This is a genomic window from Isoptericola sp. NPDC056605, from assembly GCF_042792795.1.
In the GTDB taxonomy this organism is placed as follows: domain Bacteria; phylum Actinomycetota; class Actinomycetes; order Actinomycetales; family Cellulomonadaceae; genus Isoptericola.
Window position 1 is genome coordinate 1 of sequence record NZ_JBHTVT010000008.1, and the last position, 22,601, is coordinate 22,601.

A 22,601-nucleotide genomic window follows, 5' to 3' on the forward strand; every position below is an offset into this window, starting at 1 on the left:
CGCCCCGGGGACCCCCAGCGGGGCCCCGGGGCACCCGCGCCCCCCCTGCCGCGCCGCCACCCCCGCGGGTCCCCGGCCCGCCGCCCCCCCCGCCCGTTACGGGCGGCGGGGGGCGACGTCGTCGAAGTGCCTGCGCGTGAGGTCCAGGTGGGTCCGACTCCGTGGCTGACACGACCGTCGGACGACGTCACGCGTGCCGGCAGGACCCGTGAGATGGGTGCCGGTCAGTCCTCCACACCGGGGTAGTCGTCAAACTCGTCCTCGCCCTCCTGCGCGAGGGCGTCGCGCACGACGCCGAAGGAGACGCCCGTCGCATAGCCCTTGCGCCCGAGCGCCCCGACCGCGCGGCGCACGCGCACGTCGCGGTCCAGCCCACGGGTGCGCGCCACGTGCTTGCGGGCCAGGGCCAGGGCCGCCGCGCGCTCGTCGTCGGGGTCCACCTGCTCGAGGGCGTCCGCGGCGGTCTCCTCGGCGATGCCGCGGCGGCGCAGCTCCATCGCCAGCGCGCGCCGCGAGAGCCCCCGCTCGGCGTGCCGCGTCCGCACCAGCATGTCGGCGTACGCGGCGTCGTCGACCAGCCCTACCTCGTCGAACCGGTCGAGCACCGGCCCCACGACGGCCTCCGGGTAGCCCTTGCGCGCGAGCGACTGCTCGAGCTCCGCGCGGCTCTTCGGAGCGGCCGTGAGGATGCGCAGCAGCGTCTCGCGGGCCTTCTCCGTCGCGTCCTCGACGGTCAGCTCGCCGGCCTCGAGACGCTCCGCCACCGTGCGGCGCGGCTGTCGCCGGCGTGACCTCCCGCCGTCCTCCGCGCCGTCCTCCGGGCCGTTGTCCGAGCCGGTCCCGGGGTGGTCCGCCCAGCTGTCGTGTGGCCGCGCCGAGCCACCCTGACGGCGGCCGCGACGCTTCCCCACGCCGCGACCGCCCGGGGCAGTATCCCCCGACGTCATGCGAGCCCTCCCTCGGCGGCCACGACGAGCACCGTCCCGGTCGGGGCGGCGCTCACCCGAGCGAGCGCGACCCGAACGGTGCCGGAATCGGCGGCGCCCGTCAGAACGGCGCCTTCTTGCCCTTGGCGCCCGCCTTGGCGGCCGCCGGTGCCGGGTCCACGCTCAGCCCGGTCGCGGAACCCGCGGCCCCCTCGACGGGAGCCTCTGCCGCGGGGGCGTCCAGCTTGGCGCCGACGCCGAGCTTCTCCTTGACCCGCTTCTCGATCTCGTTCGCCAGGTCGGGGTTGTCGCGCAGGAACGCCCGCGCGTTCTCCTTGCCCTGGCCCAGCTGGTCGCCCTCGTAGGTGAACCACGAGCCGGACTTGCGCACGAAGCCGTGCTCCACGCCCATGTCGATCAGGCCGCCCTCGCGGGAGATGCCCACGCCGTACAGGATGTCGAACTCCGCCTGCTTGAACGGCGGCGCCATCTTGTTCTTGACCACCTTGACGCGGGTCCGGTTACCGACCGCGTCCGTGCCCTCCTTGAGGGTCTCGATGCGGCGGATGTCCATGCGCACCGAGGCGTAGAACTTCAGCGCCTTGCCACCGGTGGTGGTCTCCGGGGAGCCGAAGAACACACCGATCTTCTCGCGGAGCTGGTTGATGAAGATCGCCGTGGTGCCCGACGCGCTCAGCGCGCCGGTGATCTTGCGCAGCGCCTGCGACATCAGGCGGGCCTGGAGGCCGACGTGGCTGTCGCCCATCTCGCCCTCGATCTCGGCCTTGGGCACGAGCGCGGCGACGGAGTCGATGACGATGATGTCCAGCGCGCCGGAACGGATCAGCATGTCCGTGATCTCCAGCGCCTGCTCGCCGGTGTCCGGCTGCGAGACCAGCAGGGCGTCGGTGTCGACGCCGAGCTTCTTGGCGTACTCCGGGTCCAGCGCGTGCTCGGCGTCGACGAACGCCGCGATGCCGCCGGCCCGCTGGGCGCTGGCGACGGCGTGCAGGGCGACGGTGGTCTTGCCGGAGGACTCCGGGCCGTAGATCTCCACGACGCGGCCGCGCGGGAGGCCGCCGATGCCGAGCGCGATGTCCAGCGCGATCGAGCCGGTGGGGATGACCTCGACGGGCGCACGACCCTCGTCGCCGAGGCGCATGACCGAGCCCTTGCCGAAGCTGCGGTCGATCTGGGCGAGCGCGGCCTCGAGTGCCTTCTCGCGGTCTGCCGTTGCGGGCATGTCGGTCACCTTTGCGTTCTGGGCGCGGCGGCTGCGCGCCGGCGTTCGTGGCTGCGTGCTCATGTTGTCGTCGACCGTACGTGCCGCCACCGACACGGTCGGGGCGGTCCGTCACGGCTGTGGAGGACGACTTCCGAGGACCCTCCTGGGGGCAGACTCTACCCGAACACGTGTTCGAGGCCGTCGTCGTCCCCGGGCGTGTCGCGCCACGTGCCGCCGGGTTGCAGGACCACCACGCGCACGTCCGGCGCCGCCCGGCGGCACGCCGCCGCGAAGGCCTCCCCGGCATGGTCCATCCACCCGCGCGGCAGGTGCTGCCCGCCCGGCACGTGCAGCGTGCCCCAGTGCACCGGGACCGCCACCCGCGGGCGGACCTCCGCGCACACCTCGGCGGCGCCGCGGGGGCCGAGATGGCCGCCCGAGAGCCGCGGGCCCCAGCCGGACACGGGTACGAGGGCCACGTCCACCCGCCCGCCGGCCAGCTCGCGCACCCGCCCCATGCCCGCGTGGTGCTCGGTGTCCCCCACGGCCCACACCGTCGTGCCGCGCCCGCGCACCAGGTGCCCGCTCGCGGCGTTCGGGCGGTGCGGCATCGGCCGGTCACCGTGCACCGCGGCGGTCAGGCGCACCTCCACGCCCGCGACGTCGTGCCAGTCGCCGTGCTGCGGGACGTGCTGCGCGGCGTGGTGCGCGGCGTGGTGCGCGGCGTCGCGGCCGGGCGGGTGGCCCGCCGCGGGGGGCAGGTCGAGGCCGACGCCGCGCAGGCCCTTGCCGCGCAGCCAGCGGGCGTTGGCGGGCGCCGTGAGCACCGGCACGTCGCCGAGCAGCCGCAGCGAGCCCAGCTCGGCGTGGTCGTGGTGCAGGTGGGACAGCAGGGCGGCGTCGGCGCCCCGCCAGGCGTCCGTGTCCGGACGGTCGCCCCGGCGCCGCAGGAGACCCGCATGCCGGCGCAGCAGCGGGTCCGTCACGAGCCGGGCGGTGCCGCCACCCGCGCGCGGGACGTCGAGGACGACGGTCGAGTGCCCGAGCCACGTCACCCGGAGCCCCGACGGGCCGGCGGGGTCGCGCCCTCCCGGTGCCCCGGTCACGGGCCCTCCCGCAGCCCCAGGGCGGCGAGCCACGCCACGAGCCGGCGGTGCACCGCCTCGGCGCCAACCAGCACGCGCGCGCCGTCCACGTCCTCGCGCTCGTCGTCGGGCACGACGAGGTCGGCGGGGTGCAGCAGCAGCGCCTCGCTCTGCGCGCCGCCGAGCCCTCCGTGCGAGCCCACGAGCCCCTCGAGCGCGTGCACCCGGCCCATCGGGCCGACCGCCGAGACGACCACCAGGTCGCCGGCGTCCTCCAGCCCGGCGACGCGCAGCAGGTCGGCGCGGGCCCGCGAGCCGTAGCCGGCCAGGGGGTCCCGGCCCGTCACACGGCCGGTCGCGAGCTCGTGCGAGCCGAGCCGCCCGCGCGCCACCGGTCCGTGCGCGCCGTGGACCACGACGAAGCCGACGGCCGGCGACTCGACCAGGCCGGGCACGAGCGCGGGCCATCGGGCCGCCACCTCCGCGGCCGACCGCCGGCGCGGCTCGCGGCAGAACCACACCATCCCGAGGTTGCCCGACCCGATCACCTCGACCTCGGGCAGGTCCGTCCGGACGGTGTCGCGGTCCGGTCCGACCAGGAGCTGGCCGTCGCCGTCGCCGTCCCGGCGCAGCGCGTGCAGCGCGGTATTCGCCGGGCCCCACGCCTCGCCGTCCGCCCGGTCGCCCCGCGCCGGGGCGGGGATCGCCATGAGCCGGTGCACCTCGTCGGCGAACGACCACCCCACGACCTGCTCGAAGGTGGCCCCCAGGGACTGCCCGTGGTCCGACACGACCACCGTGCGGTAGCGGCGCGGGGCGCCGCGCGCGATCTCCTCCCACAGCCCGACCACCCGGTCGAGCCCCTCCAGCGCGCGCAGCGCCTCCGGCCGCAGGGGGCCGGCGTGGTGCGCGATCTCGTCGTAGTCGACGAGGTCCACGCACACCACGGGCGCGCCGCGCACGAGCTGCTCGGCCACGAGCGAGGTGTTGAGGTCGCGCAGCAGCACGTTGGTCACCGCCCGCAGCACCGGGTACCAGCCCCGCCGCGCCACGCGGGGACGCACCCCGCGCACCACCTGCTGCCACCCCTGGTACACCTCCTTCAGCGCCTCGCCGACCGTGCCGGCCACCGCCCGCACGAGCACGAACGGGCTGGAGAAGAAGCGGACGAACAGCTGGCCGGGACCCAGACCCTCCGCCGCGCGGCTCATCACGAGCAGGCTGGTCGGCGCGTCGCCGGAGAACATCGTCGACACCGCCACCCCGCCGTCGGCGAGCAGCCCGCGACCGTCGGAGGCCGACCGCTCGACCTCGGCGGCGTCCGCCGGACGGTTCGTCACCACCAGGCGACCGAGCCGCCGCGACCACCAGCGGAAGGCCGGGACGGCGTCGGTGGTGCCGTGGAGCAGGCCGAGGGTGCTGGCCGGGGTGGTGCACGGGACGCGCGCCCACCACGACTCGAGCCGGTGGCTGCCCGACCCCAGCCAGCGCTCCATCGTGGGCACGAGCCCCGCCTCCAGCGCGTGGTCGAGCGTCGGGCGGGCCACGCCGTCGAGCATGACGACGAGCACGCCCGGGGGCCGGTCGTCCGCACCGCCGTCCCCGGCGTCGTCCCCTGCGTCGTCGCGATCGGCCCGGCGCGGGAGACCGGCGCGCCGGCTGGCCCGGCCCAGCAGGTCGCCGACGACGTACGCGTTGTCGCGCGCCCCGACCACCCAGTGCCCGCAGGCCATCACCACCGCGGCGACGAGGAGCACGGCGAGCACGTCCGCCCACGCGTCGCTCGTCACGCCCGGGAGCAGCGTCAGCGCGGCCCAGACGACCAGCACCTGCGCGGCCAGGCCGAGCAGGAGCGCCACGACCGCCCCGCCGGCGCGCGCGAGTCGCCGCAGCGGTGCCCGCAGCAGCGCGTCGCCGAGGCCCACCACGAGCGCCGCGAGCAGCACGTCCCACGGGGACGTCACGCGCACGCCGTCGACCAGGGCGATCGCGACCCCGAGCCCGGCGGCCGTCGAGACCAGGGACCAGAGGGCGGCGCGGACGTCGACCACCGTCACGAGCGGGGGCCGGTGGTCGCGCATGGCGCCATGATGCACCGCCCGCCCGACGTCGGCCCGGGCGCCGGGCGGTCAGCGGGCGGGCGGCGCCTGGCGGCGGTCGTCGCGACCCCAGCGGTCCGGCTCGGGGACGTCGAGCGCGTCGCACAGCGCGTGCCAGACGTCGCGGGGCTCCAGCCCGGCCTCGAGCGCCTCGGCAGGGGTGCGGCCGTCGAGGCGCGGCAGCACCTGCTCGCGCACGAGGGCGCGCCCGTAGGCGGGCCCGAAGACCTCGTCGACCAGCTCGGCGAACTCGCGATAGCGCACGCCCCCAGCCTCGCACGGCCGGGAGGGTCGCCGGCACGCCGGACGCCGCGACCGGCGGCGCGCAGGGCCGCGCAGTGCCGCCTCGCCCTGCGGGCTGTCGGTGCTCCCTGCCAGGATGACGACGTGGTCGTCCCCCCGTCCGGCGTTCCCGCCGACCCCGCCGCCGACCCCGCCGCCGACCCTGCCGCCGACTCTGCCGCGGGGCACGACGGCGGGCACGACGGCGTGCTCGCGCGGTTCGGCCCCGCCACCCGCGCCTGGTTCGCCGGGGCGTTCGCGGCGCCGACGGCGGCGCAGGCCGGGGCGTGGGAGGCGATCAGCTCCGACCGGCACGCGCTCGTCGTCGCCCCGACCGGCTCCGGCAAGACCCTGGCGGCGTTCCTCTGGGCGATCGACCGGCTCACCACCGCGCCGCCGCCCGAGCGCGCCCGACGCTGCCGGGTGCTCTACGTCTCCCCGCTCAAGGCCCTCGCCGCCGACGTGCAGCGCAACCTGCGCTCCCCGCTGGCCGGCATCCGGCAGGCCGCCGCCCGCGGGGGGCTCACGGTCGAGGAGGTGACCGTCGGCGCGCGCACGGGCGACACGCCCGCCTCGGAACGCCGCGCGTTCGCCACCCGCCCGCCGGACGTGCTGGTCACCACCCCCGAGTCGCTCTTCCTCGTCCTCACGTCGCAGGCGCGCGCGGGCCTGGCGGGCGTCGAGACCGTGGTCCTGGACGAGATCCACGCGGTGGCGGGCACCAAGCGCGGCGCCCACCTGGCGCTGAGCCTCGAGCGCCTCGACGAGCTGCTGGACCGGCCGGCGCAGCGGATCGGGCTGTCCGCCACGGTGCGCCCCGCGCAGACGGTGGCCGAGTTCCTCGCCGGCCACCGCACGCCCGAGGACGGCGGCCGGGAGGTCGTGGTCGTGCAGCCCGAGGCCACCAAGAAGTGGGCGATCGACGTCGTCGTGCCCGTGCCCGACCTCGCGGACCTCGACTCCGGCGGGGTGCCGGACCCGACCGCCCCGCAGCCGGCGACCCCGGGGCCGGCCCCGGGCCACGGCGGAGGGCCGGGCGACGAGGAGGTGGACCTCACCGGCGACGCCGCGTCCCCGCTGCGCCGCGCCTCCGTGTGGCCGCACGTCGAGGAGCGGGTCGTCGACCTGGTCGCCGACCACCGCTCCACGCTCGTCTTCACGAACTCCCGCCGGGGCGCCGAGCGGCTCACCGCCCGGATGAACGAGATCTGGACCGAGCGCTCCGGGGTCGACCTCCCCGAGCCCGGCACGCAGTGGCCGGCGCAGACCCAGGGGCAGTCGGGCGCCTCGGTCGGCCTCCCGGACGGCGACGGCGCCCCGGTGCTCGCCCGCGCGCACCACGGCTCGATGAGCCGCGTCGAGCGCACCCGCACCGAGTCGGACCTCAAGGCGGGGCGGCTGCCGGCCGTCGTCGCGACGTCGTCCCTCGAGCTCGGCATCGACATGGGCGCCGTGGACCTGGTGGTGCAGGTCGGGGCGCCGCCGTCGGTCGCGAGCGGGCTGCAGCGCATCGGACGTGCCGGGCACCAGGTGGGCGCGGTGTCGCACGGCGTCGTCTTCCCGACGTTCCGGGGCGACCTGGTGCCGGCCACCGTGGTGGCGCAGCGCATGCGCGCGGGCGAGATCGAGCACCTGCACGTCCCGGCCAACCCGCTGGACGTGCTCGCCCAGCAGGTGGTGGCGGCCCTCGCGACGGACGACTGGCAGGCCGACGACCTCCTCGCCGCGTTCCGTCGGGCCCACCCGTTCCGTGCCCTCGGCGACGCGACGTGGCGGGCCGTGCTCGACATGCTCGCCGGCCGCTACCCCAGCGAGGAGTTCGCCGAGCTGCGCGCCCGCATCGTGTGGGACCGCGCCACAGGCCGCCTGTCCGGGCGGCCCGGCGCGCTGCGGCTCGCCGCGACCAGCGGCGGCACCATCCCCGACCGCGGGCTGTACGGCGTCTACCTCGCCACGGAGGCGCCGACGGCGGGCGCGCCGGCGGAGGGGGGCGGCGCGGCCGACCGGCCCCGCGGCGGGAAGCGCGTGGGCGAGCTGGACGAGGAGATGGTCTACGAGTCGCGCGTCGGCGACACGTTCACCCTCGGCTCCTCGACCTGGCGCATCGAGGAGATCACGCCCGACCGCGTGCTGGTGACCCCCGCGCCAGGCCTGCCCGGGCGCCTGCCCTTCTGGAAGGGCGACTCCCCCGGTCGTCCCGCGGAGCTGGGCCGCGCGGTGGGCGCGTTCGTCCGCGAGACCGACGCGCTGCTGGCCGACGACGAGGAGCGCGGCACCGCGCGCGGCCGGGACGTGCTGCGCGACGCCGGGCTCGACACCTGGGCGGCGGACAACCTCGCCGCGTACCTGGGCGAGCAGCGCCGCGCGACGGGGCGGCTCCCCGACGACCGCACCGTGGTGGTGGAGCGGTTCCGCGACGAGCTGGGCGACTGGCGCGTCGTGATCCACTCCCCGTTCGGGGCGCCCGTGCACGCGCCGTGGGCGCTGGTCGTCGCGGCGCGCCTGCGCGCGCGGTACGGCACGGACGTCGCGGCCATGCACGCCGACGACGGGATCGTGCTGCGGCTGCCCGACGCCGGCGACTCCGGCTGGGACCTCGGCGGCCCCGGCTGGGGCGGGTCCGACGGCACCGGGCACGGCACGGCGGGGCACGGCGACGCGCCGGCGGTCACCGCCGAGGACCTGCTCGTCGACCCGGACGAGGTCCTCGACGCGGTGCGCGAGGAGCTCGGCGGCTCGGTGATGTTCGCCGCGCGGTTCCGCGAGGCCGCGGCGCGCGCGCTGCTCCTGCCCCGCCGCCGCCCGGACCGGCGGCAGCCGCTGTGGCAGCAGCGGCAACGGGCGTCGCAGCTGCTGCAGGTGGCGTCGCAGTTCCCGGACTTCCCGATCATGCTCGAGGCGGCGCGGGAGTGCCTGCGCGACGACTTCGACGTCGCGGCGCTCACCGAGCTCATGCGCAACCTGCAGGGCGGCCGGGTGCGGCTGGTCGAGGTCACCACCTCGACGCCGTCCCCCTTCGCGCAGGCGCTGCTGTTCGGCTACACCGCCCAGTTCCTCTACGACGGCGACGCGCCGCTCGCGGAGCGGCGCGCGGCCGCGCTGTCCCTGGACCCGGACCTGCTGACGGAGCTGCTCGGCGAGCAGGGCGCCACCCCGCTCGCGGACCTCCTCGACCCCGGCGCCGTCGAGCGCACCGAGGCGGAGCTGCAGGCGCTGGCGCCCGACCGTCAGGCGCGGGACGCCGAGGGCCTGTGGGACGTGCTGCGGCGCACCGGGCCGCACCCCCTCGGCGCCCTGCGGGACCGCACCCGCGAGGACGCGCGCGCCCGGGTCGGCGAGTGGCTGGCCGACCTGGAGGGCGCCCGCCGCGTCCTGCGGGTCCGGGTCGGGGGCCACGGGGGCGACGACGCCGAGCAGTGGGCGGTGGTCGAGGACGCCGGCCGGCTGCGCGACGCGCTCGGCGTGGCGCTGCCCGTCGGCGTCCCCGAGACCTTCACCGAGCCGGTGCCCGACCCCCTGGGCGACCTCGTCCGACGCCACGCCAGGACGCACGGCCCGTTCCCCGCCGCGGACGTCGCACGCCGCTTCGGCCTCGGCATCGCGGTCGTGACCCAGGTGCTCGCGCGGCTGGAGGCGGCGGGCGCGGTGGCGCGCGGGGCGCTGCGGCCGTCCTCGCTGGGCGGCACGGGCGACGAGTGGTGCGACCCGGAGGTGCTGCGCACGCTGCGGCGCCGGTCCCTCGCCGCGCTGCGCGCCGAGGTCGAGCCGGTGGAGCCGGAGTCGCTCGGCGTCTTCCTCCCGCGCTGGCACGGGATCGGCACCCGGGTGGGCGGCGCCGGGTCGGGCGGCGGCACGCTGCGCGGCGCGGACGGGGTGCTCCGCGCGGTGGAGCAGCTCTCGGGGGCGGCCGTGCCGGCGTCGGCGCTCGAGACGCTCGTGCTGCCCGCCCGCGTCTCCGACTACTCCCCCGCGGTGCTCGACGAGCTCACCACCGCCGGCGAGGTGCTCTGGTGCGGGCACGGCCGGCTCCCGGGCTCGGGCGGCGGCGACGGCATGGTGAGCCTGCACCTGGCCGACGGCGCGCCGCTCACGCTGCGCGACCCGGACCCGGTGGACGAGGGCGGCCCGCTCGACAGCGACCTGCACCGGGCGGTGCTCGACCTGCTCACCGGCTCGGGCGGGTACTTCCTGCCCCGCCTCGCGGAGCTCGCGGACGCGGGCCAGGCGGCGACCCTCGACGCGTTGTGGGACCTGGTGTGGGCGGGCTGGGTGACGAACGACCGCCTGGGTCCGCTGCGCGAGTCGCTCGGCGGGTCCACGCGGCGCGGGGCCAGGCAGGGCGGCGGCGCGCACCGCGCTCCCGCCGCACCCGGCCGGGCCCGCCCGGTGCGCCCCTCCCGCTTCGGGCTCGCCCGTCCGACGTCGGCTGCCGCCGTGCCGCGCACCGGTGGCGGGCGATGGTCCGCGCTGCCGGCCGTGGAGCAGGACCCGACCGTGCGGGCGCACGCCCTCACCCAGGTGCTGCTGGAGCGGCACGGCGTCCTGACGCGCGCGGCGGCGCCCGCGGAGGGCGTGACCGCCCGCTTCCGCGACGTGTACCGGGTGCTCCGGGTGCTCGAGGAGCGCGGGGCCGTGCGGCGCGGATACTTCGTCGAGGGCCTGGGCGGCTCGCAGTTCGCGCTGCCCGGTGCGGTCGACCAGCTGCGCACGGACGCCGCCGACCGCGCCCGGGCCCGGGACGCGCTCGTCGAGAGCTCGGGCGGCGCCGGTGGCGGCCGGGTCGAGCCCGGTGCCGTCCTCCTCGCCGCGACCGACCCGGCCAACCCGTACGGCGCGGCGGTCGCCTGGCCGCGCACGGCGTCACCGAACGCGGCGTCACCGCGCGCGTCGTCGTCCGGCGCCCGCGTCCCGGGTCCGGGGGACGACGGCGCGGGCTCGCACCGCCCGGGGCGCAAGGCCGGCGCCGTCGTCGTGCTGGTCGACGGCGAGCTGGTGCTGTTCGTCGAGCGGGGCGGGCGCACGGTGCTGTCCTTCGGCCGCGGAGACGCGGGCGACGGCCCTCGGCTCGCCGCCGCGGCCCGCCTGCTCGTGGCCGAGACGCGCGCCGACCGGCTGGGGCGCGTCACCGTGCAGCGGGTCGACGGCGTCCCCGCGCTCACCGCGGCCCGCGACCGGACCCCCGCCGCGGCCGCGCTGCTCGACTCCGGCTTCGGCGTGACGCCGCGCGGCCTGCGCCCGGCCTAGGCTCCGACCGTGCCCGAGGGAGACGTGCTGCGCCTCACCGCCGAACGGCTGGGCGCCGCGCTGCGCGGCACACCTCTGGTGCGCGCGGACCTGCGCTGGCCCTCGGCGGCGGGCGTGGACCTCGTCGGGGCCACCGTCCGCGAGTCGGTCGCGTACGGCAAGCACCTGCTCACCCGGTTCGACGACGGCCGCACCCTGCACACCCATCTGCGGATGGACGGCTCCTGGCGGGTGTACCGCACGGGGGCCCGCGAGGCGGCCGGTCGCTCCCCCGCCGTCCGCGCCGTGCTGGCCACCGCGTCGTGGACCTGCCTCGGCCTCCGGCTCGGCATGCTCGACGTGCTGCGCACCCGTGACGAGCCGCGCCTGCTGGGTCACCTGGGCCCCGACGTCCTCGCCGACGACTTCCCGGATCGGGTCGACGAGGGCGCGCTCCGGCTCGCCGCGGACCCCGCGCGTCCGCTGTGCGTCGCCCTGCTCGACCAGCGCACCGTCGCCGGGCTCGGCACCATCTGGACGGCGGAGTCGCTGTTCGCCACCCGGCGGTGGCCGTGGACCCCCGTCGGCGACCTGGACGGCGACGCCCGCCGTGCGCTGCTCCTCACGGCCCGGCGCCTCATGGCGCGCAGCGTCGAGACGGGGCGACGCTCCGGGCTGGGGGCCGTCGAGCTCGCCGTGCACGGGCGGCACCACAAGCCGTGCCGACGCTGCGGGACCCCCGTCGCGTTGGGCAGCACCAGCGGCCCGGGCAGCCGACCGGACGGGGGCGAACGGGCGATCTACTGGTGCCCGACCTGCCAGGCCACGCCCTGAACGTCCCCCTTTTCACCCGGGTACACACAGATCCGGCCCCGCGGGCAACGCCCGCGGGGCCGGATCTGTGGATCTGGAGCAGCTGTGGATCTGAAGCTGTGGGTCCGAGTGGTGGGTCCTGGTCAGCCGACCGGTGCGAGGTCTCCTCGCATCGACTCGGCGTCGCGCGGCTCGCCGGCACGGCTGAGCAACCCGGCGTAGACGTCCGCCGGGATCGTGTCGGGGATGTGCAGGCCCTCGGCCACCGCGATCCGGTCGCTGACCTCACGCAACACGAGGGACATCGGTACGTCGAGCGCCTCGCAGATCGACGCCAGCAGCTCCGACGACGCCTCCTTCTGCCCGCGCTCCACCTCGCTCAGGTATCCGAGCGAGACCCTCGCTGCGGACGACACCTCACGCAGGGTGCGCCCCTGGCGCTGCCGCGCGTCGCGCAGCACGTCGCCGATCTCACGTCGCAGTACGACCATCTCGCGCCCCCTCTCCGTGTCCGATCGTCCCGGCACCGGACCGGTCGTGACCGGGTTCCTCGTCCGTCCTGTCGTTCCCCTGGCTGCAGGGGTGGCACTACCGTACCGCGCGCGCGGCATGCCCGGCCTGGTGTGGCGCGCATCGAGACGGCTTCGTGCCCTGTCGGTCATCACACCCTTCGCAACGCGGGCACCCGGGGGCTTGTTCCCGCGGTCACGACCCGCGACAGGCTCGTCACGCACCCTTCACAGGCCTGTCGTGCGGCGGGGCGTCGCCGCGGACGCCGGGTCGCCCCAGGCTTCGAGCGCCAGGGTCAGCACGGCCCGCACCACGCCGGACCGCACCTCGGCGCGAGTGCCGGCGAGGTCGAGGCGGAGCACCCGGTCGCCCGCCGGGGTGCTCACGGCGGCGTACGCCTCGCCCGGCGCGTGCCCGTCCTGCGGGTCGGGCCCGGCGACGCCGGTGGTCGCGAGGCCGACGTCGGCGCTCAGCGCCCGGCGCACGCCGGACGCCATCTGGCCGGCGACCCCGGGGTCCACCGGCCCTCGTCGCGCCAGGAGGTCCGGGTCGACGCCGAGCACCGCGGCCTTGAGGTCGGTCGCGTAGGCGACCACGCCGCCGCGCACGACGGTCGACGCCCCCGGCACGTCGACGAGGGTCGCCACGACCAGCCCGCCGGTGAGGGACTCCGCCGCGGCCAGCGTCCAGCCCCGGGCGCGCGCGCCGTCGAGCACCGCCCGCGCGAGCAGCCCCGTCCCCGACTCCGTCGGCGGCACCCGTCCCTCGCCGCCCTGCGTCACGCGGCGGGCCTGGGCCCGGCCTCACGCCGGCCGGCCGCGAGGAGGCGCGCCCCCTGCGCGAAGTAGTCGACCCCGGTCACGACGGTCACCGCGATCGCGGCCCACAGCACGATCCACGCCACGACGTGCACGACGCCGGGGAGGGCCGCCAGGGGCAGCAGGAAGAGCGTGATCGCGACCGCCTGCAGCACCGTCTTCAGCTTGCCGCCGCGCGACGCCGGCATCACGGCGTACCGCAGCACCACCATCCGCAGCACCGTGACGGCCAGCTCGCGCGCGAGGATGACGGTCGGCACCCACCAGGGCAGCTCGCCCAGCGGCCAGCAGAGCAGGATCAGGGCCGCGCCCACGAGCGCCTTGTCCGCGATGGGGTCGAGGATCTTGCCGAGGTCGGTCACGAGGTTGCGCGACCGGGCCAGGTAGCCGTCGACGCGGTCGCTCACGGCGGCGACCACGAACACGCCCGTCGCCACGAGGCGCCAGGTGACGGAGTCGCCACCCTCCATGAGCAGCGTCCAGGCGAACACCGGGACGAGCGCGATGCGCACGAGGGTCACCGCGTTGGCGACGTTCCAGGGCGAGGGCGCTTCGTTGACCACCGACCCACCCTATCGGGGCGACGGGCGTCGGACGCCCGTGGGCCGGCAGGCCGCGCGGGCAGTACTCTCCTCGCGTGCCGCGCCACGCGTCCGACGACGGACGACCCTCACGACGACGTCTCGTCGTCCTCGCCGCGCTGTGCGGTACGGCCCTCGGCGTCGGCGGGGTGCTCGCCGCCGGGGGGCTCGGGGGCGCGGGGACCGCGCCCACCCCTGGCGCGGACGCGCCGTCGGCGGGTGCGTCCCCCGTCCGGAGCCCGTCGCCGACCCCGAGCCCGACTCCCCGGCCGGTCGAGCTCACCCTGCTGGCCGCGGGCGACCTCCTCACGCACGACCCGGTCGTCAGGTCCGCCGGCGGGCCGCGGGACGCCGACTTCACCCCCCTGCTGGACGGCCTCGACGCCTGGGTGCAGGGCGCCGACCTGGCGCTGTGCCACCTCGAGGTCCCGGTGGCGCCGAAGGGCACCGACCCCAGCGGCTACCCGCTCTTCGGTGCGCCCCCGGGGCTGGTGCGCGACCTCGAGGAGCAGGGCTGGGACGGGTGCTCGACGGCCTCCAACCACTCCGTCGACCGGGGCTACGACGGCGTGACCGCCACGATCCGGCGCCTGACCGCCGCCGGGATGGGGTTCGCGGGGACGGCCCGCAGCGCGACGCAGCAGGACGAGCCCCAGCGGTACGTGCTGACCCGCGAGGGCCGGGAGATCACGGTCGCGCACCTGGCCGCCGCCTACGGGCTCAACGGGCTCCCGATGCCCGCGGACGCGCCCTGGGCGGTCGACCTCATCGACGCCCACCGCCTCGTGCGGCAGGCCCGCCAGGCCCGCGACGAGGGCGCCGACGTCGTCGTCGTGAGCCTGCACGCCGGGGTCGAGTACACCGAGACCCTGACCGACCAGCAGGAGGACGTCGTGCGGCGGCTCGCCCGGTCCGGCGAGGTCGACCTCGTCATCGGGCACCACGCGCACGTGCCCCAGCGGATCGACCGCGTGGGCAAGGGCCCCGACGGCGAGGGGATGTGGGTCGCCTACGGCCTCGGCAACCTGCTGTCGAACCAGAGCGCCGCGTGCTGCGACGCACGGACCAGCAACGGCGTCCTGCTCACGGCGACCCTGACCCAGGACACCCCGGACGACCCCGCGCGGGTGACGGGAGTGACCTGGACGGGCACCACCGTGGACATCGGTGGCGGGCACGACGTGGTCGCGCTCCCCGACGCCCTGGACGACCCCGGCACGACCACCCTGTCCGCCGGCGAGCTCGAGGCCCGCGAGGACCGGGTCCGGGACGCGGTGGGCGACGTCGCCCAGGAACGACAGGAACCGCCCGTCGCCACGGGCCCGCCGCCCGAGGTGCTCCCCCGCGACGACTGACCCCGACCCTCAGCGCCAGCCGTTCTCCGGGTCGGTGTCGGCGTCGTCGTGGTAGTCCTTCGCCACGGGCGGGGCGTGCCCGTCGGTGCCGTCGGCGTACGGGTCCGCCGCGCCGCCGTCCGCGGACCCGCCGTCGGCGTCCTGGTCGTACGCCTGCGGCGTCTCGCCGCGGATGAGGGCGAGCGCGGACGGCAGGTCGTCCGGGGTCACCAGCACCTCGCGCGCCTTCGACCCCTCGGACGGGCCGACGATCTCGCGCGACTCGAGCAGGTCCATGAGGCGGCCCGCCTTGGCGAATCCCACCCGCAGCTTGCGCTGGAGCATCGACGTGGAGCCGAACTGCGTGGTCACCACGAGCTCGGTGGCCTGGAGCAGCAGGTCGAGGTCGTCGCCGATGTCCTCGTCCACCTGCTTCTTGGCCGCCGCCGGCGCGGTGACGTCCTCGCGGTAGACGGGCTTGAGCTGCTCCTTCACGTGCTCGACGACGCTGTGCACCTCGGACTCGGTGACCCACGCGCCCTGCACGCGCATGGGCTTGGCCGCGCCCATGGGAAGGAAGAGGGCGTCACCCTGGCCGATGAGCTTCTCGGCGCCCGGCTGGTCGAGCACGACGCGCGAGTCGGCCAGCGACGAGGTCGCGAAGGCGAGCCGCGACGGCACGTTCGCCTTGATGAGACCCGTGACGACGTCCACCGACGGCCGCTGCGTGGCGAGCACCAGGTGGATGCCGGCGGCGCGCGCGAGCTGGGTGATGCGCTGGATCGAGGCCTCGACGTCTCGCGGCGCGACCATCATGAGGTCGGCGAGCTCGTCGACGACGACCAGCAGGTACGGGTACGGGGCGATCTTGCGCTCCGAACCCGGCAGCGGCTTCACCTTGCCCGCCCGGACGGCGGTGTTGAAGTCGTCCACGTGCTTGTAGCCGAAGGTCGCGAGGTCGTCGTAGCGGGCGTCCATCTCGCGGACCACCCAGTCGAGGGCCTCGGCGGCCTTCTTGGGGCTGGTGATGATCGGCGTGATGAGGTGCGGGATGCCCTCGTAGATCGTCAGCTCGACGCGCTTGGGGTCGACGAGCACCAGGCGCACCTGCTCCGGCGTCGCGCGCATGAGGATCGACGTGATCAGCGAGTTGATGAAGCTGGACTTACCGGCGCCGGTCGCGCCCGCGACGAGGATGTGCGGCATCTTCGCGAGGTTCGCGACGACGTAGCCGCCCTCCACGTCCTTGCCCACGCCCATGACCATCGGGTGCTCGGTGCGGCGGGCCGCCGACGAGCGCAGCACGTCGCCCAGCACGACCGTCTCGCGGTCGGAGTTCGGGATCTCGATGCCGATCGCGGACTTGCCCGGGATGGGCGACAGGATCCGCACGTCCGCGCTGGCCACCGCGTACGCGATGTTGTTCGACAGCGACGTGATGCGCTCGACCTTGGTCTTCGCACCGACCTCGACCTCGTACCGCGTGACCGTCGGCCCGCGGGTGAAGCCCGTTACCTGCGCGTCGACGCCGAAGTCCTCGAAGACCTTGGTCAGCGACTCGACCACCCGGTCGTTCGCCGCGGACCGGGTCTTGTGCGGCGCGCCCTTGCCGAGCGACTCCTCGCTGGGCAGCAGGTAGACCGTGTCCCCGTCGAGCATCGGCTGCTCGGCGCGGCCCATCGGCGGCAGGTCGCCGGCGGGCGCGGGGGCGGGCTCGTCGGGCACCACGGCGGCGACCGCCTCGGTGGGCGCGGTCGCGGCGGCGCCGACGCGCTGGGTGGCCTTGCCTCGGCCGGCCTTCGCCCCCTTGCCGGCGGCCTCCTTCTCGAGCGTGGCCGCCTTCTCGAACGCCTCGTCGCCGGCGTACCCGTCCAGTCCGTCGGCGGCGGCCGCCTCCGCGGCACGCTCCGCCTTCGTCCTGCGGGAGCGCTTCTTGCGCGGCGCCGGGTCGGTGCCGTCGTGCCGGGAGACACCCTCGGCGAGCGCGAGCCCGTCGTCGTCCACGGCCTCGTCGGGGCGGTGGTTGCCGGTGAGGCGGTCGTACAGGCCCCGCAGCCGCTCGGGGATGCGGTGCACCGGGGTGGCCGTGACCACCAGGAGCCCGAAGAAGCCCAGGAGCAGGAACAGCGGGACGGCGACCCACTCGGTCAGCCCGGTCACGACCGGGGTCGCGGCCAGGTAGCCGATGATGCCGCCCGCGTCCTGGAGCGCCTCGAAGCCGTCGGACGGGGCCGGGGTGCCCTCCGCGATCGCGACGAGCGCGCACACGGACACGACGACGAAGATCAGGCCGATGGCGACGCGGGAGTTCGCCTGCCCCCGCTCGGGGTGCCGCATGACGCGGAACCCCAGCCACAGGAGCAGCACGGGGACGGCCACGCCGGCCAGCCCCACGGTGCCGGCGACGACGGCGTGCACGACGGTGCCGAAGGTGCCGGAGATCCCCCACCACTCGCGCGCGGCCACGACCAGCGCGAGGGCGATGAGGAAGAAGGCGACGCCGTCTCGGCGGTGCTCGGGTTCCAGGTCTCTTGCTCCCTTGGTGATGCTGCGGGTCAGGCCGCCGATCCCGTGCGCGACGCCCAGGTAGAGGCCGCGCACCGCCCGGACGGGCCACGACTGGCCCGACGGGCCCGACCGTACCGGTCGTCGTGCCGGCTGCTTGCGCGTGCCGGTGCCCCGGCCCGGGCTCCGGCCCGACCCCTTGCCCGACGACCGGGTGGAGGACGACCGGGCGGGCGCGCGCCGGGTCGGGGCGGCCACGGATGCGGTCCGCCCCGTTCGCGAAGTCCCCCGCGCAGTCCCGGTGATCGGGGTCCCGGTGATTCTGCGGGCGGGTGTCCGGGTCGCCATGATGCCCCCACGGTACCCGCGCCACGGGCCACGACGCCGCAGGTCCCGGGCGCGTGTTGCCGCCGCCGGGCGGGCCCTCAGCCGGCTGTGAGAAGCCCCACGGCCAGCGTCACGACGCCGAGGGCGAGGACGACCGCGCCGGCGGGGAGCAGCAGGACGGCCCGGTTCGGCGACGTGCGCCCCGCCCCCACGGCGGAGAGGAAGAAGCCGGCGGGCAGGAGGATCGCGGCGACCAGCACGCCGGTCGCGGCGACCCACCGCCAGACGCCGACGAGGTCCGTCGCCTCGGCCAGGACGACGCAGAGCAGCCCGAGGATGACGAGGACCCCGGCGTGCGCGTGACCCGCCCGGAAGAAGGACGTCTGGAACGGCGTCGCGGGCGCCTTCCCGGTGACCACCTTGACGAGGAACCAGCCGCCGGACTCGATGCCGACCACGGTCAGGAGGACGACCCCCGCGGTGATGCGGGCGGCGTCGGTGAGCTCGAGCACGGGGACCTCCGGTGACGGGGACGGCGTCGGAACGTTTACGAACACTGTTATGGAACACCGTTCGCAAACGCGCGTCAAGGGGTCTACGCTCGCCGCATGGCTCGCCCCCGCCTGCACGACGACGCCCTGCGCACCCGCCTGCTGGAGGTCACCTCCGAAGCCCTCTCCACGGGGGGCGAGCAGGCCGTGACGGTCCGGTCGGTCGCGGCCTCCGCCGGCACCAGCGCGTCGGCGGTCTACGCCCTGTTCGGCTCGCGCGAGGAGCTGCTCGCCGCCGTCAGCGCCGAGGGCTTCCGCCGGTTCGCCACGCACCTGGCCGCCGTCCCGCGCACGGACGACCCCGTCGCCGACCTGCGCGCCCTCGGGGTGGCGTACCGGCGCAGCGCGCTGGCCGACCCGCACTTCTACCGGACGATGTTCGACCGCGCCGTGCGTCCCGGCGCCGACGCCCCGCCCGCCACCGAGCAGCCCACCTTCCGTGTGCTGCTCGCCGCCTCCGCGCGCGTGCTCGGCGTCGGGCCCACCGACGCCGAGCCCGTCGCCGTCGGGCTGTGGGGGCTCGTGCACGGCCTCGTGTCGCTCGAGCTTGCCGGGCTGCTTCCCGGGGACGAGCCCGCCCGCGCCGCACGCTACGACGCCGCCGCGGGCGCCGTCGGCCCCGCGCTGCTCGCGCGCTGAGGCACGGGGTCCGGACGCGCTGCTCAGCCCGCCCGGCGCCAATCCTCGACGTCGGCCACGTGGCGCGCGACCGTCCCGGCCGGCAGGAACGACCCGCGGAACGACGCCGCCGCGAGGTCGGCGCGCTGGTCGCGGGTCAGGCGGAACTGCGCGGTCACGGCATCGTCGACCTCGTCGACGTAACCGCCGAAGTACGACGGGTCGTCGGAGTTCAGCGAGACGTTCAGGCCCGCCTCGAGCATCGCCGGCAGCGGGTGCTCGGCGAGGGACGGCACGGCACGCAGCCGCACGTTGGAGACGGGGCACACGGTGAGCGGGACCTGGTCGCGCACCAGGCGCGCCACGACGTCCGGGTCCTCGAGCGCGCGGATGCCGTGGTCCACGCGCTCCGCGCCGAGCACGTCCAGGACCTCGGTCACGTGCCAGGCCGGGCCCTCCTCGGCCGCGTGCGCCGTACGCCGCAGCCCGTGCGCGGCGGCCTTCGCGAACGCGGGCGCGAACGGGGCGGCCGAGAACCCGACCTCGGTGGACGCGAGCCCGACGCCGGCGACCGGCGCGTCGAGGGCCAGGAGGTCGTCGAGCAGCTCCTCCGCCTCCGCCCCCGGCCGGTGCCGCAGGAAGGCCGCGATCAGCAGGCCGCTGACGCCCAGCTCGGCCTCGCCGGCCTCGAGGCCCTGCGTCACGCCGCCCACGACCTCCGCCAGGGGCACGCCCCGCGCGACGTGGGTCTGCAGGTCCACCATGAGCTCCGCGTGCCGCACCCCGCCCGCCGCGGCCCGGCGCAGGTACGCGACCGTGAGGTCCGCGAAGTCCTCCGCCGTGCGGAGCACCTGCGACGTCGCGTGGTAGAGGTCCAGGAACGACTGCAGGTCGGTGAAGGCGTACGCGGTGCGCAGCGCGGCCGGGTCCTCGAACGGCAGGGCGATCCCGTTCCGCTCGGCGAGCGCGAAGGCCAGCTCCGGCTCGAGGGTGCCCTCCAGGTGCAGGTGGAGCTCGGCGCGCGGGGGTCGCTGCGCGGTCGACGAGGTCGGGGTCGACGAGGGTGAGGTCGACGGCGATGGGGTCATGCCAGGCAGCGTACGGGCCCGTGACCGCCGGTCAGGCGACCGGGGCGAGCCGGGCCCGCAGGCCCCCTGTGATCTCGCGCACCAGGCCGACCCAGAGCAGGCCGCCCGCCACCACGGCCACGGTGGCGAGGCCCTCGAACACGGGGATGGTCTCCGGGTCGCGCGAGGCGAGACCGAGGGACAAGAAGGCCGCCTGGTTCGACGCCCACAGGCCGACGAGCCAGCACGCCCACCACCAGCCGAGGCGGCCCGGCGTCCGCCCGCCCACCACGGCGGCGCGCACGTCGCGCACCACCTGGAACGGGAACCAGAGGGAGACGACGGGGACCGCCCAGCCCAGCCAGACCCACACCGGCCCGCGCACCTGCCGGACCGTCGGGGACAGCACCACCGCGGCGCGACGGCACTGCTGGAGCCAGAGGCACGCGACGACGAACGCCGCGACCTGGAGCGGCAGGAGGAGGTTGCCGAGCTCGTCGTACGGCGTCGAGACCTCCAGGAGGGACCCGCCCGCCGCGAGCGCCGCCTCGTAGGGCGCGACCGCCTGGAACGAGGCGGCCAGGAGCACCACCTGGATCACGCACCAGGCCACGGCGAGGGCCACCGCGGCCGTCGCGAGGCCCGTCGGTGCGGCCGGCGCGGGTACCGGCGAGGCCCAGCCCGCCGGGACCGCGAGGGCGCCCGCCGACGGCGGCGTGTACCCGGGCGGCGCGTACGCGCCGAACCGCGGCTGCGGCGGGGCCGCGGGCGCGGTCGCGGGGGGGGCGGCGGGGGTCGCCTGGGGGGGGGGGGGGCGGCCGGGGGGGGCCCCGGGGTGGGGCGGGTTCACCGCCCCCCCGGGGCCGGGGGGGGGCCGGCGCCAGCATACTGGCGCGGCCCGCCGCTCGTGCGCCCTGACCAGGGCGTCCGGCCCGTCAGGCCTCTACGACCACCGGCACGATCATCGGCCGGCGGCGCAGGCGGCGGTTGACCCACTGCCCGATGACGCGGCGCATCACCTGCTGCAGCTGGTAGGTGTCGGTGGCGCCGCCCGCGATCGCGTTCTCGAGCGCGGCGACGACGTCGGGCTGGATCTCCTCGAAGACCGCATTGCCCTCCGCCATGCCGCGGGCGAGGATCTGCGGGCCGGCGATCACCTTGCCGGTCGCGGTGTCGACGACGGCGAAGACCGAGACGAAGCCCTCCTCGGACAGCGTCCGGCGGTCCTTGAGCTCGTTCTCCGTGACCGCGCCCACGGTCGAGCCGTCGACGAAGACGTAGCCGCAGGGCACCGCGCCCACGACGGACGCCTTGCCGTCCACGAGGTCGACGACGACGCCGTCCTCGGCGAGGATCACGCGGTCGGCGGGCACGCCGGTGCGGACGGCGAGCGCGCCGTTGGCGACGAGGTGACGCACCTCGCCGTGCACCGGCATGACGTTCTTCGGCTTGAGCACGTTGTAGCAGTACAGGAGCTCGCCGGCGCTCGCGTGGCCGGACACGTGCACCTTGGCGTTGCCGGAGTGCACGACGCGCGCGCCGAGACGGGTGAGCCCGTTGATGACCCGGAACACGGAGTTCTCGTTCCCCGGGATGAGCGACGACGCGAGGATCACCGTGTCGCCGTGGCCGACCTGGACCTTGTGGTCGCCGTTGGCCATGCGGCTCAGGGCCGCCATCGGCTCGCCCTGCGACCCGGTGGACATGTAGACGATGCGGTCGTCGGGCAGGCTCGCGGCCTGCTTGAGCTCGACGAGGACACCCGGGGGGACGTCGAGGTAGCCGAGCTCCGCGGCGATGCCCATGTTGCGCACCATCGAGCGGCCGACCAGGGCGACCTTGCGCCCGTGGGCGTGGGCGGCGTTGAGCACCTGCTGCACGCGGTGCACGTGCGAGGAGAACGACGCGACGACGATCCGCTTCTCCGCCTGCGCGAAGGCGGCGTCCAGCGCCGGGCCGATCTCGACCTCGTTGGTGACGAACCCGGGCACCTCGGCGTTGGTGGAGTCGACCATGAACAGGTCGACGCCCTTCTCGCCCAGCCGGGCGAAGGCGCGCAGGTCCGTGATGCGGCCGTCGAGCGGCAGCTGGTCCATCTTGAAGTCGCCGGTGTGCAGCACCGTGCCGGCGCCGGTCGTGACGGCGACGGCGAGCGCGTCCGGGATGGAGTGGTTGACGGCGACGAACTCGCAGTCGAAGGGGCCGAACCGCTCGGTCTGGTCCTCGGCCACGACGCGCAGCACCGGCTTGATGCGGTGCTCCTTGAGCTTGGCCTCGACGAACGCGAGGGTGAGCCGCGAGCCGACGAGCGGGATGTCCCGGCGCAGCCGCAGCAGGTAGGGCACGGCGCCGATGTGGTCCTCGTGCCCGTGCGTGAGGACGATCGCCTCGATGTCGTCGAGGCGGTCCTTGATGTACTCGAAGTCCGGCAGGATCAGGTCCACGCCGGGCTGGTGGTCCTCGGGGAAGAGGACGCCGCAGTCGATGACGAGCAGGCGCCCCTCGTACTCGAGGACGGCCATGTTGCGGCCCACCTCGCCCAGGCCGCCGAGGGCCACGATGCGCAGCCCCTTCGACGGCAGGGCGGGGGGCAGGGGAAGTTCGGGGTGAGGGTGGCTCACGGGGCCTCCAGGCCGG

At 76.3% G+C, this 22,601-nt stretch carries 17 protein-coding genes; 4 read left to right on the forward strand and 13 right to left on the reverse strand.

Annotation, left to right across the window (positions count from 1 at the left end; all coding sequences use genetic code 11):
* Positions 1–224: 224 nt before the first annotated feature.
* The 5 genes from ACFQ8Y_RS10020 to ACFQ8Y_RS10040 form a co-directional block, all read right to left on the reverse strand.
* Positions 225–764, reverse strand: a complete 540-nt coding sequence (locus ACFQ8Y_RS10020) for a regulatory protein RecX (RefSeq protein ID WP_430585356.1) — start codon at positions 762–764, stop codon at positions 225–227.
* 283 nt (positions 765–1,047) lie between these two features.
* Positions 1,048–2,169 carry a recombinase RecA gene (gene recA / locus ACFQ8Y_RS10025; protein ID WP_430552607.1) on the reverse strand — a complete coding sequence of 374 codons (1,122 nt, stop codon included), beginning with the start codon at positions 2,167–2,169 and terminating at the stop codon, positions 1,048–1,050.
* A 158-nt stretch (positions 2,170–2,327) separates the two neighbouring features.
* Complete coding sequence (locus ACFQ8Y_RS10030; protein WP_430585357.1) at positions 2,328–3,257, reverse strand: MBL fold metallo-hydrolase; 930 nt, start codon at positions 3,255–3,257, stop codon at positions 2,328–2,330.
* The gene (locus ACFQ8Y_RS10035; protein WP_430585358.1) at positions 3,254–5,317 is read right to left on the reverse strand and encodes an alkaline phosphatase family protein; all 2,064 of its coding nucleotides are present in this window, start codon (positions 5,315–5,317) and stop codon (positions 3,254–3,256) included. The genes ACFQ8Y_RS10030 and ACFQ8Y_RS10035 overlap by 4 nt, the downstream gene beginning before the upstream one ends.
* A 48-nt stretch (positions 5,318–5,365) precedes the next feature.
* Entirely contained in the window at positions 5,366–5,599 is a 234-nt protein-coding gene (locus ACFQ8Y_RS10040; protein ID WP_430552604.1) for a DUF3046 domain-containing protein, read from the reverse strand.
* Positions 5,600–5,824: 225 nt separating this feature from the next.
* Between ACFQ8Y_RS10040 and ACFQ8Y_RS10045 the strand changes: the two genes are divergently transcribed.
* On the forward strand, positions 5,825–10,861 hold the full coding sequence (locus ACFQ8Y_RS10045) for a DEAD/DEAH box helicase (protein ID WP_430585447.1): 5,037 nt from the start codon (positions 5,825–5,827) through the stop codon (positions 10,859–10,861).
* A 9-nt stretch (positions 10,862–10,870) separates the two neighbouring features.
* Entirely contained in the window at positions 10,871–11,674 is an 804-nt protein-coding gene (locus ACFQ8Y_RS10050; protein WP_430585359.1) for a DNA-formamidopyrimidine glycosylase family protein, read from the forward strand.
* 122 nt (positions 11,675–11,796) lie between these two features.
* On the opposite strand, the gene ACFQ8Y_RS10055 is transcribed toward ACFQ8Y_RS10050, so the two are convergent.
* From ACFQ8Y_RS10055 to pgsA, 3 genes are all read right to left on the reverse strand, one after another.
* Entirely contained in the window at positions 11,797–12,144 is a 348-nt protein-coding gene (locus ACFQ8Y_RS10055) for a helix-turn-helix domain-containing protein (RefSeq protein ID WP_430552602.1), read from the reverse strand.
* 246 nt (positions 12,145–12,390) lie between these two features.
* Positions 12,391–12,945 carry a CinA family protein gene (locus tag ACFQ8Y_RS10060; RefSeq protein WP_430585360.1) on the reverse strand — a complete coding sequence of 185 codons (555 nt, stop codon included), beginning with the start codon at positions 12,943–12,945 and terminating at the stop codon, positions 12,391–12,393.
* Complete coding sequence (pgsA, locus tag ACFQ8Y_RS10065) at positions 12,942–13,544, reverse strand: CDP-diacylglycerol--glycerol-3-phosphate 3-phosphatidyltransferase (RefSeq protein WP_430552601.1); 603 nt, start codon at positions 13,542–13,544, stop codon at positions 12,942–12,944. The genes ACFQ8Y_RS10060 and pgsA overlap by 4 nt, the downstream gene beginning before the upstream one ends.
* Before the next feature lie 74 nt (positions 13,545–13,618).
* Here pgsA and ACFQ8Y_RS10070 point away from each other — a divergent pair, with 74 nt between their 5' ends.
* A complete protein-coding gene (locus ACFQ8Y_RS10070) occupies positions 13,619–14,917 on the forward strand; it encodes a CapA family protein (protein ID WP_430585361.1) in 1,299 nt (432 codons plus the stop codon).
* A 9-nt stretch (positions 14,918–14,926) separates the two neighbouring features.
* On the opposite strand, the gene ACFQ8Y_RS10075 is transcribed toward ACFQ8Y_RS10070, so the two are convergent.
* Both ACFQ8Y_RS10075 and ACFQ8Y_RS10080 read right to left on the reverse strand, forming a co-directional pair.
* Positions 14,927–17,749, reverse strand: coding sequence for a DNA translocase FtsK 4TM domain-containing protein (locus ACFQ8Y_RS10075; protein ID WP_430585362.1), 2,823 nt, complete (start codon positions 17,747–17,749; stop codon positions 14,927–14,929).
* Between the two features lie 77 nt (positions 17,750–17,826).
* Positions 17,827–18,240, reverse strand: coding sequence for a hypothetical protein (locus ACFQ8Y_RS10080; protein ID WP_430552598.1), 414 nt, complete (start codon positions 18,238–18,240; stop codon positions 17,827–17,829).
* A 96-nt stretch (positions 18,241–18,336) separates the two neighbouring features.
* On the opposite strand from ACFQ8Y_RS10080, the gene ACFQ8Y_RS10085 reads away from it, so the two are divergent.
* Positions 18,337–18,918, forward strand: a complete 582-nt coding sequence (locus ACFQ8Y_RS10085) for a TetR/AcrR family transcriptional regulator (protein WP_430565147.1) — start codon at positions 18,337–18,339, stop codon at positions 18,916–18,918.
* Between the two features lie 23 nt (positions 18,919–18,941).
* Here ACFQ8Y_RS10085 and add read toward each other — a convergent pair whose 3' ends face one another.
* The 3 genes from add to ACFQ8Y_RS10100 all read right to left on the reverse strand — a co-directional run bounded on the left by add (position 18,942) and on the right by ACFQ8Y_RS10100 (position 22,585).
* A complete protein-coding gene (gene add, locus ACFQ8Y_RS10090) occupies positions 18,942–19,985 on the reverse strand; it encodes an adenosine deaminase (protein ID WP_430585363.1) in 1,044 nt (347 codons plus the stop codon).
* Positions 19,986–20,016: 31 nt separating this feature from the next.
* A complete protein-coding gene (locus ACFQ8Y_RS10095; RefSeq protein ID WP_430585364.1) occupies positions 20,017–20,589 on the reverse strand; it encodes a DUF4328 domain-containing protein in 573 nt (190 codons plus the stop codon).
* A gap of 310 nt (positions 20,590–20,899) precedes the next feature.
* On the reverse strand, positions 20,900–22,585 hold the full coding sequence (locus ACFQ8Y_RS10100) for a ribonuclease J (RefSeq protein ID WP_430565051.1): 1,686 nt from the start codon (positions 22,583–22,585) through the stop codon (positions 20,900–20,902).
* Positions 22,586–22,601: the final 16 nt, after the last annotated feature.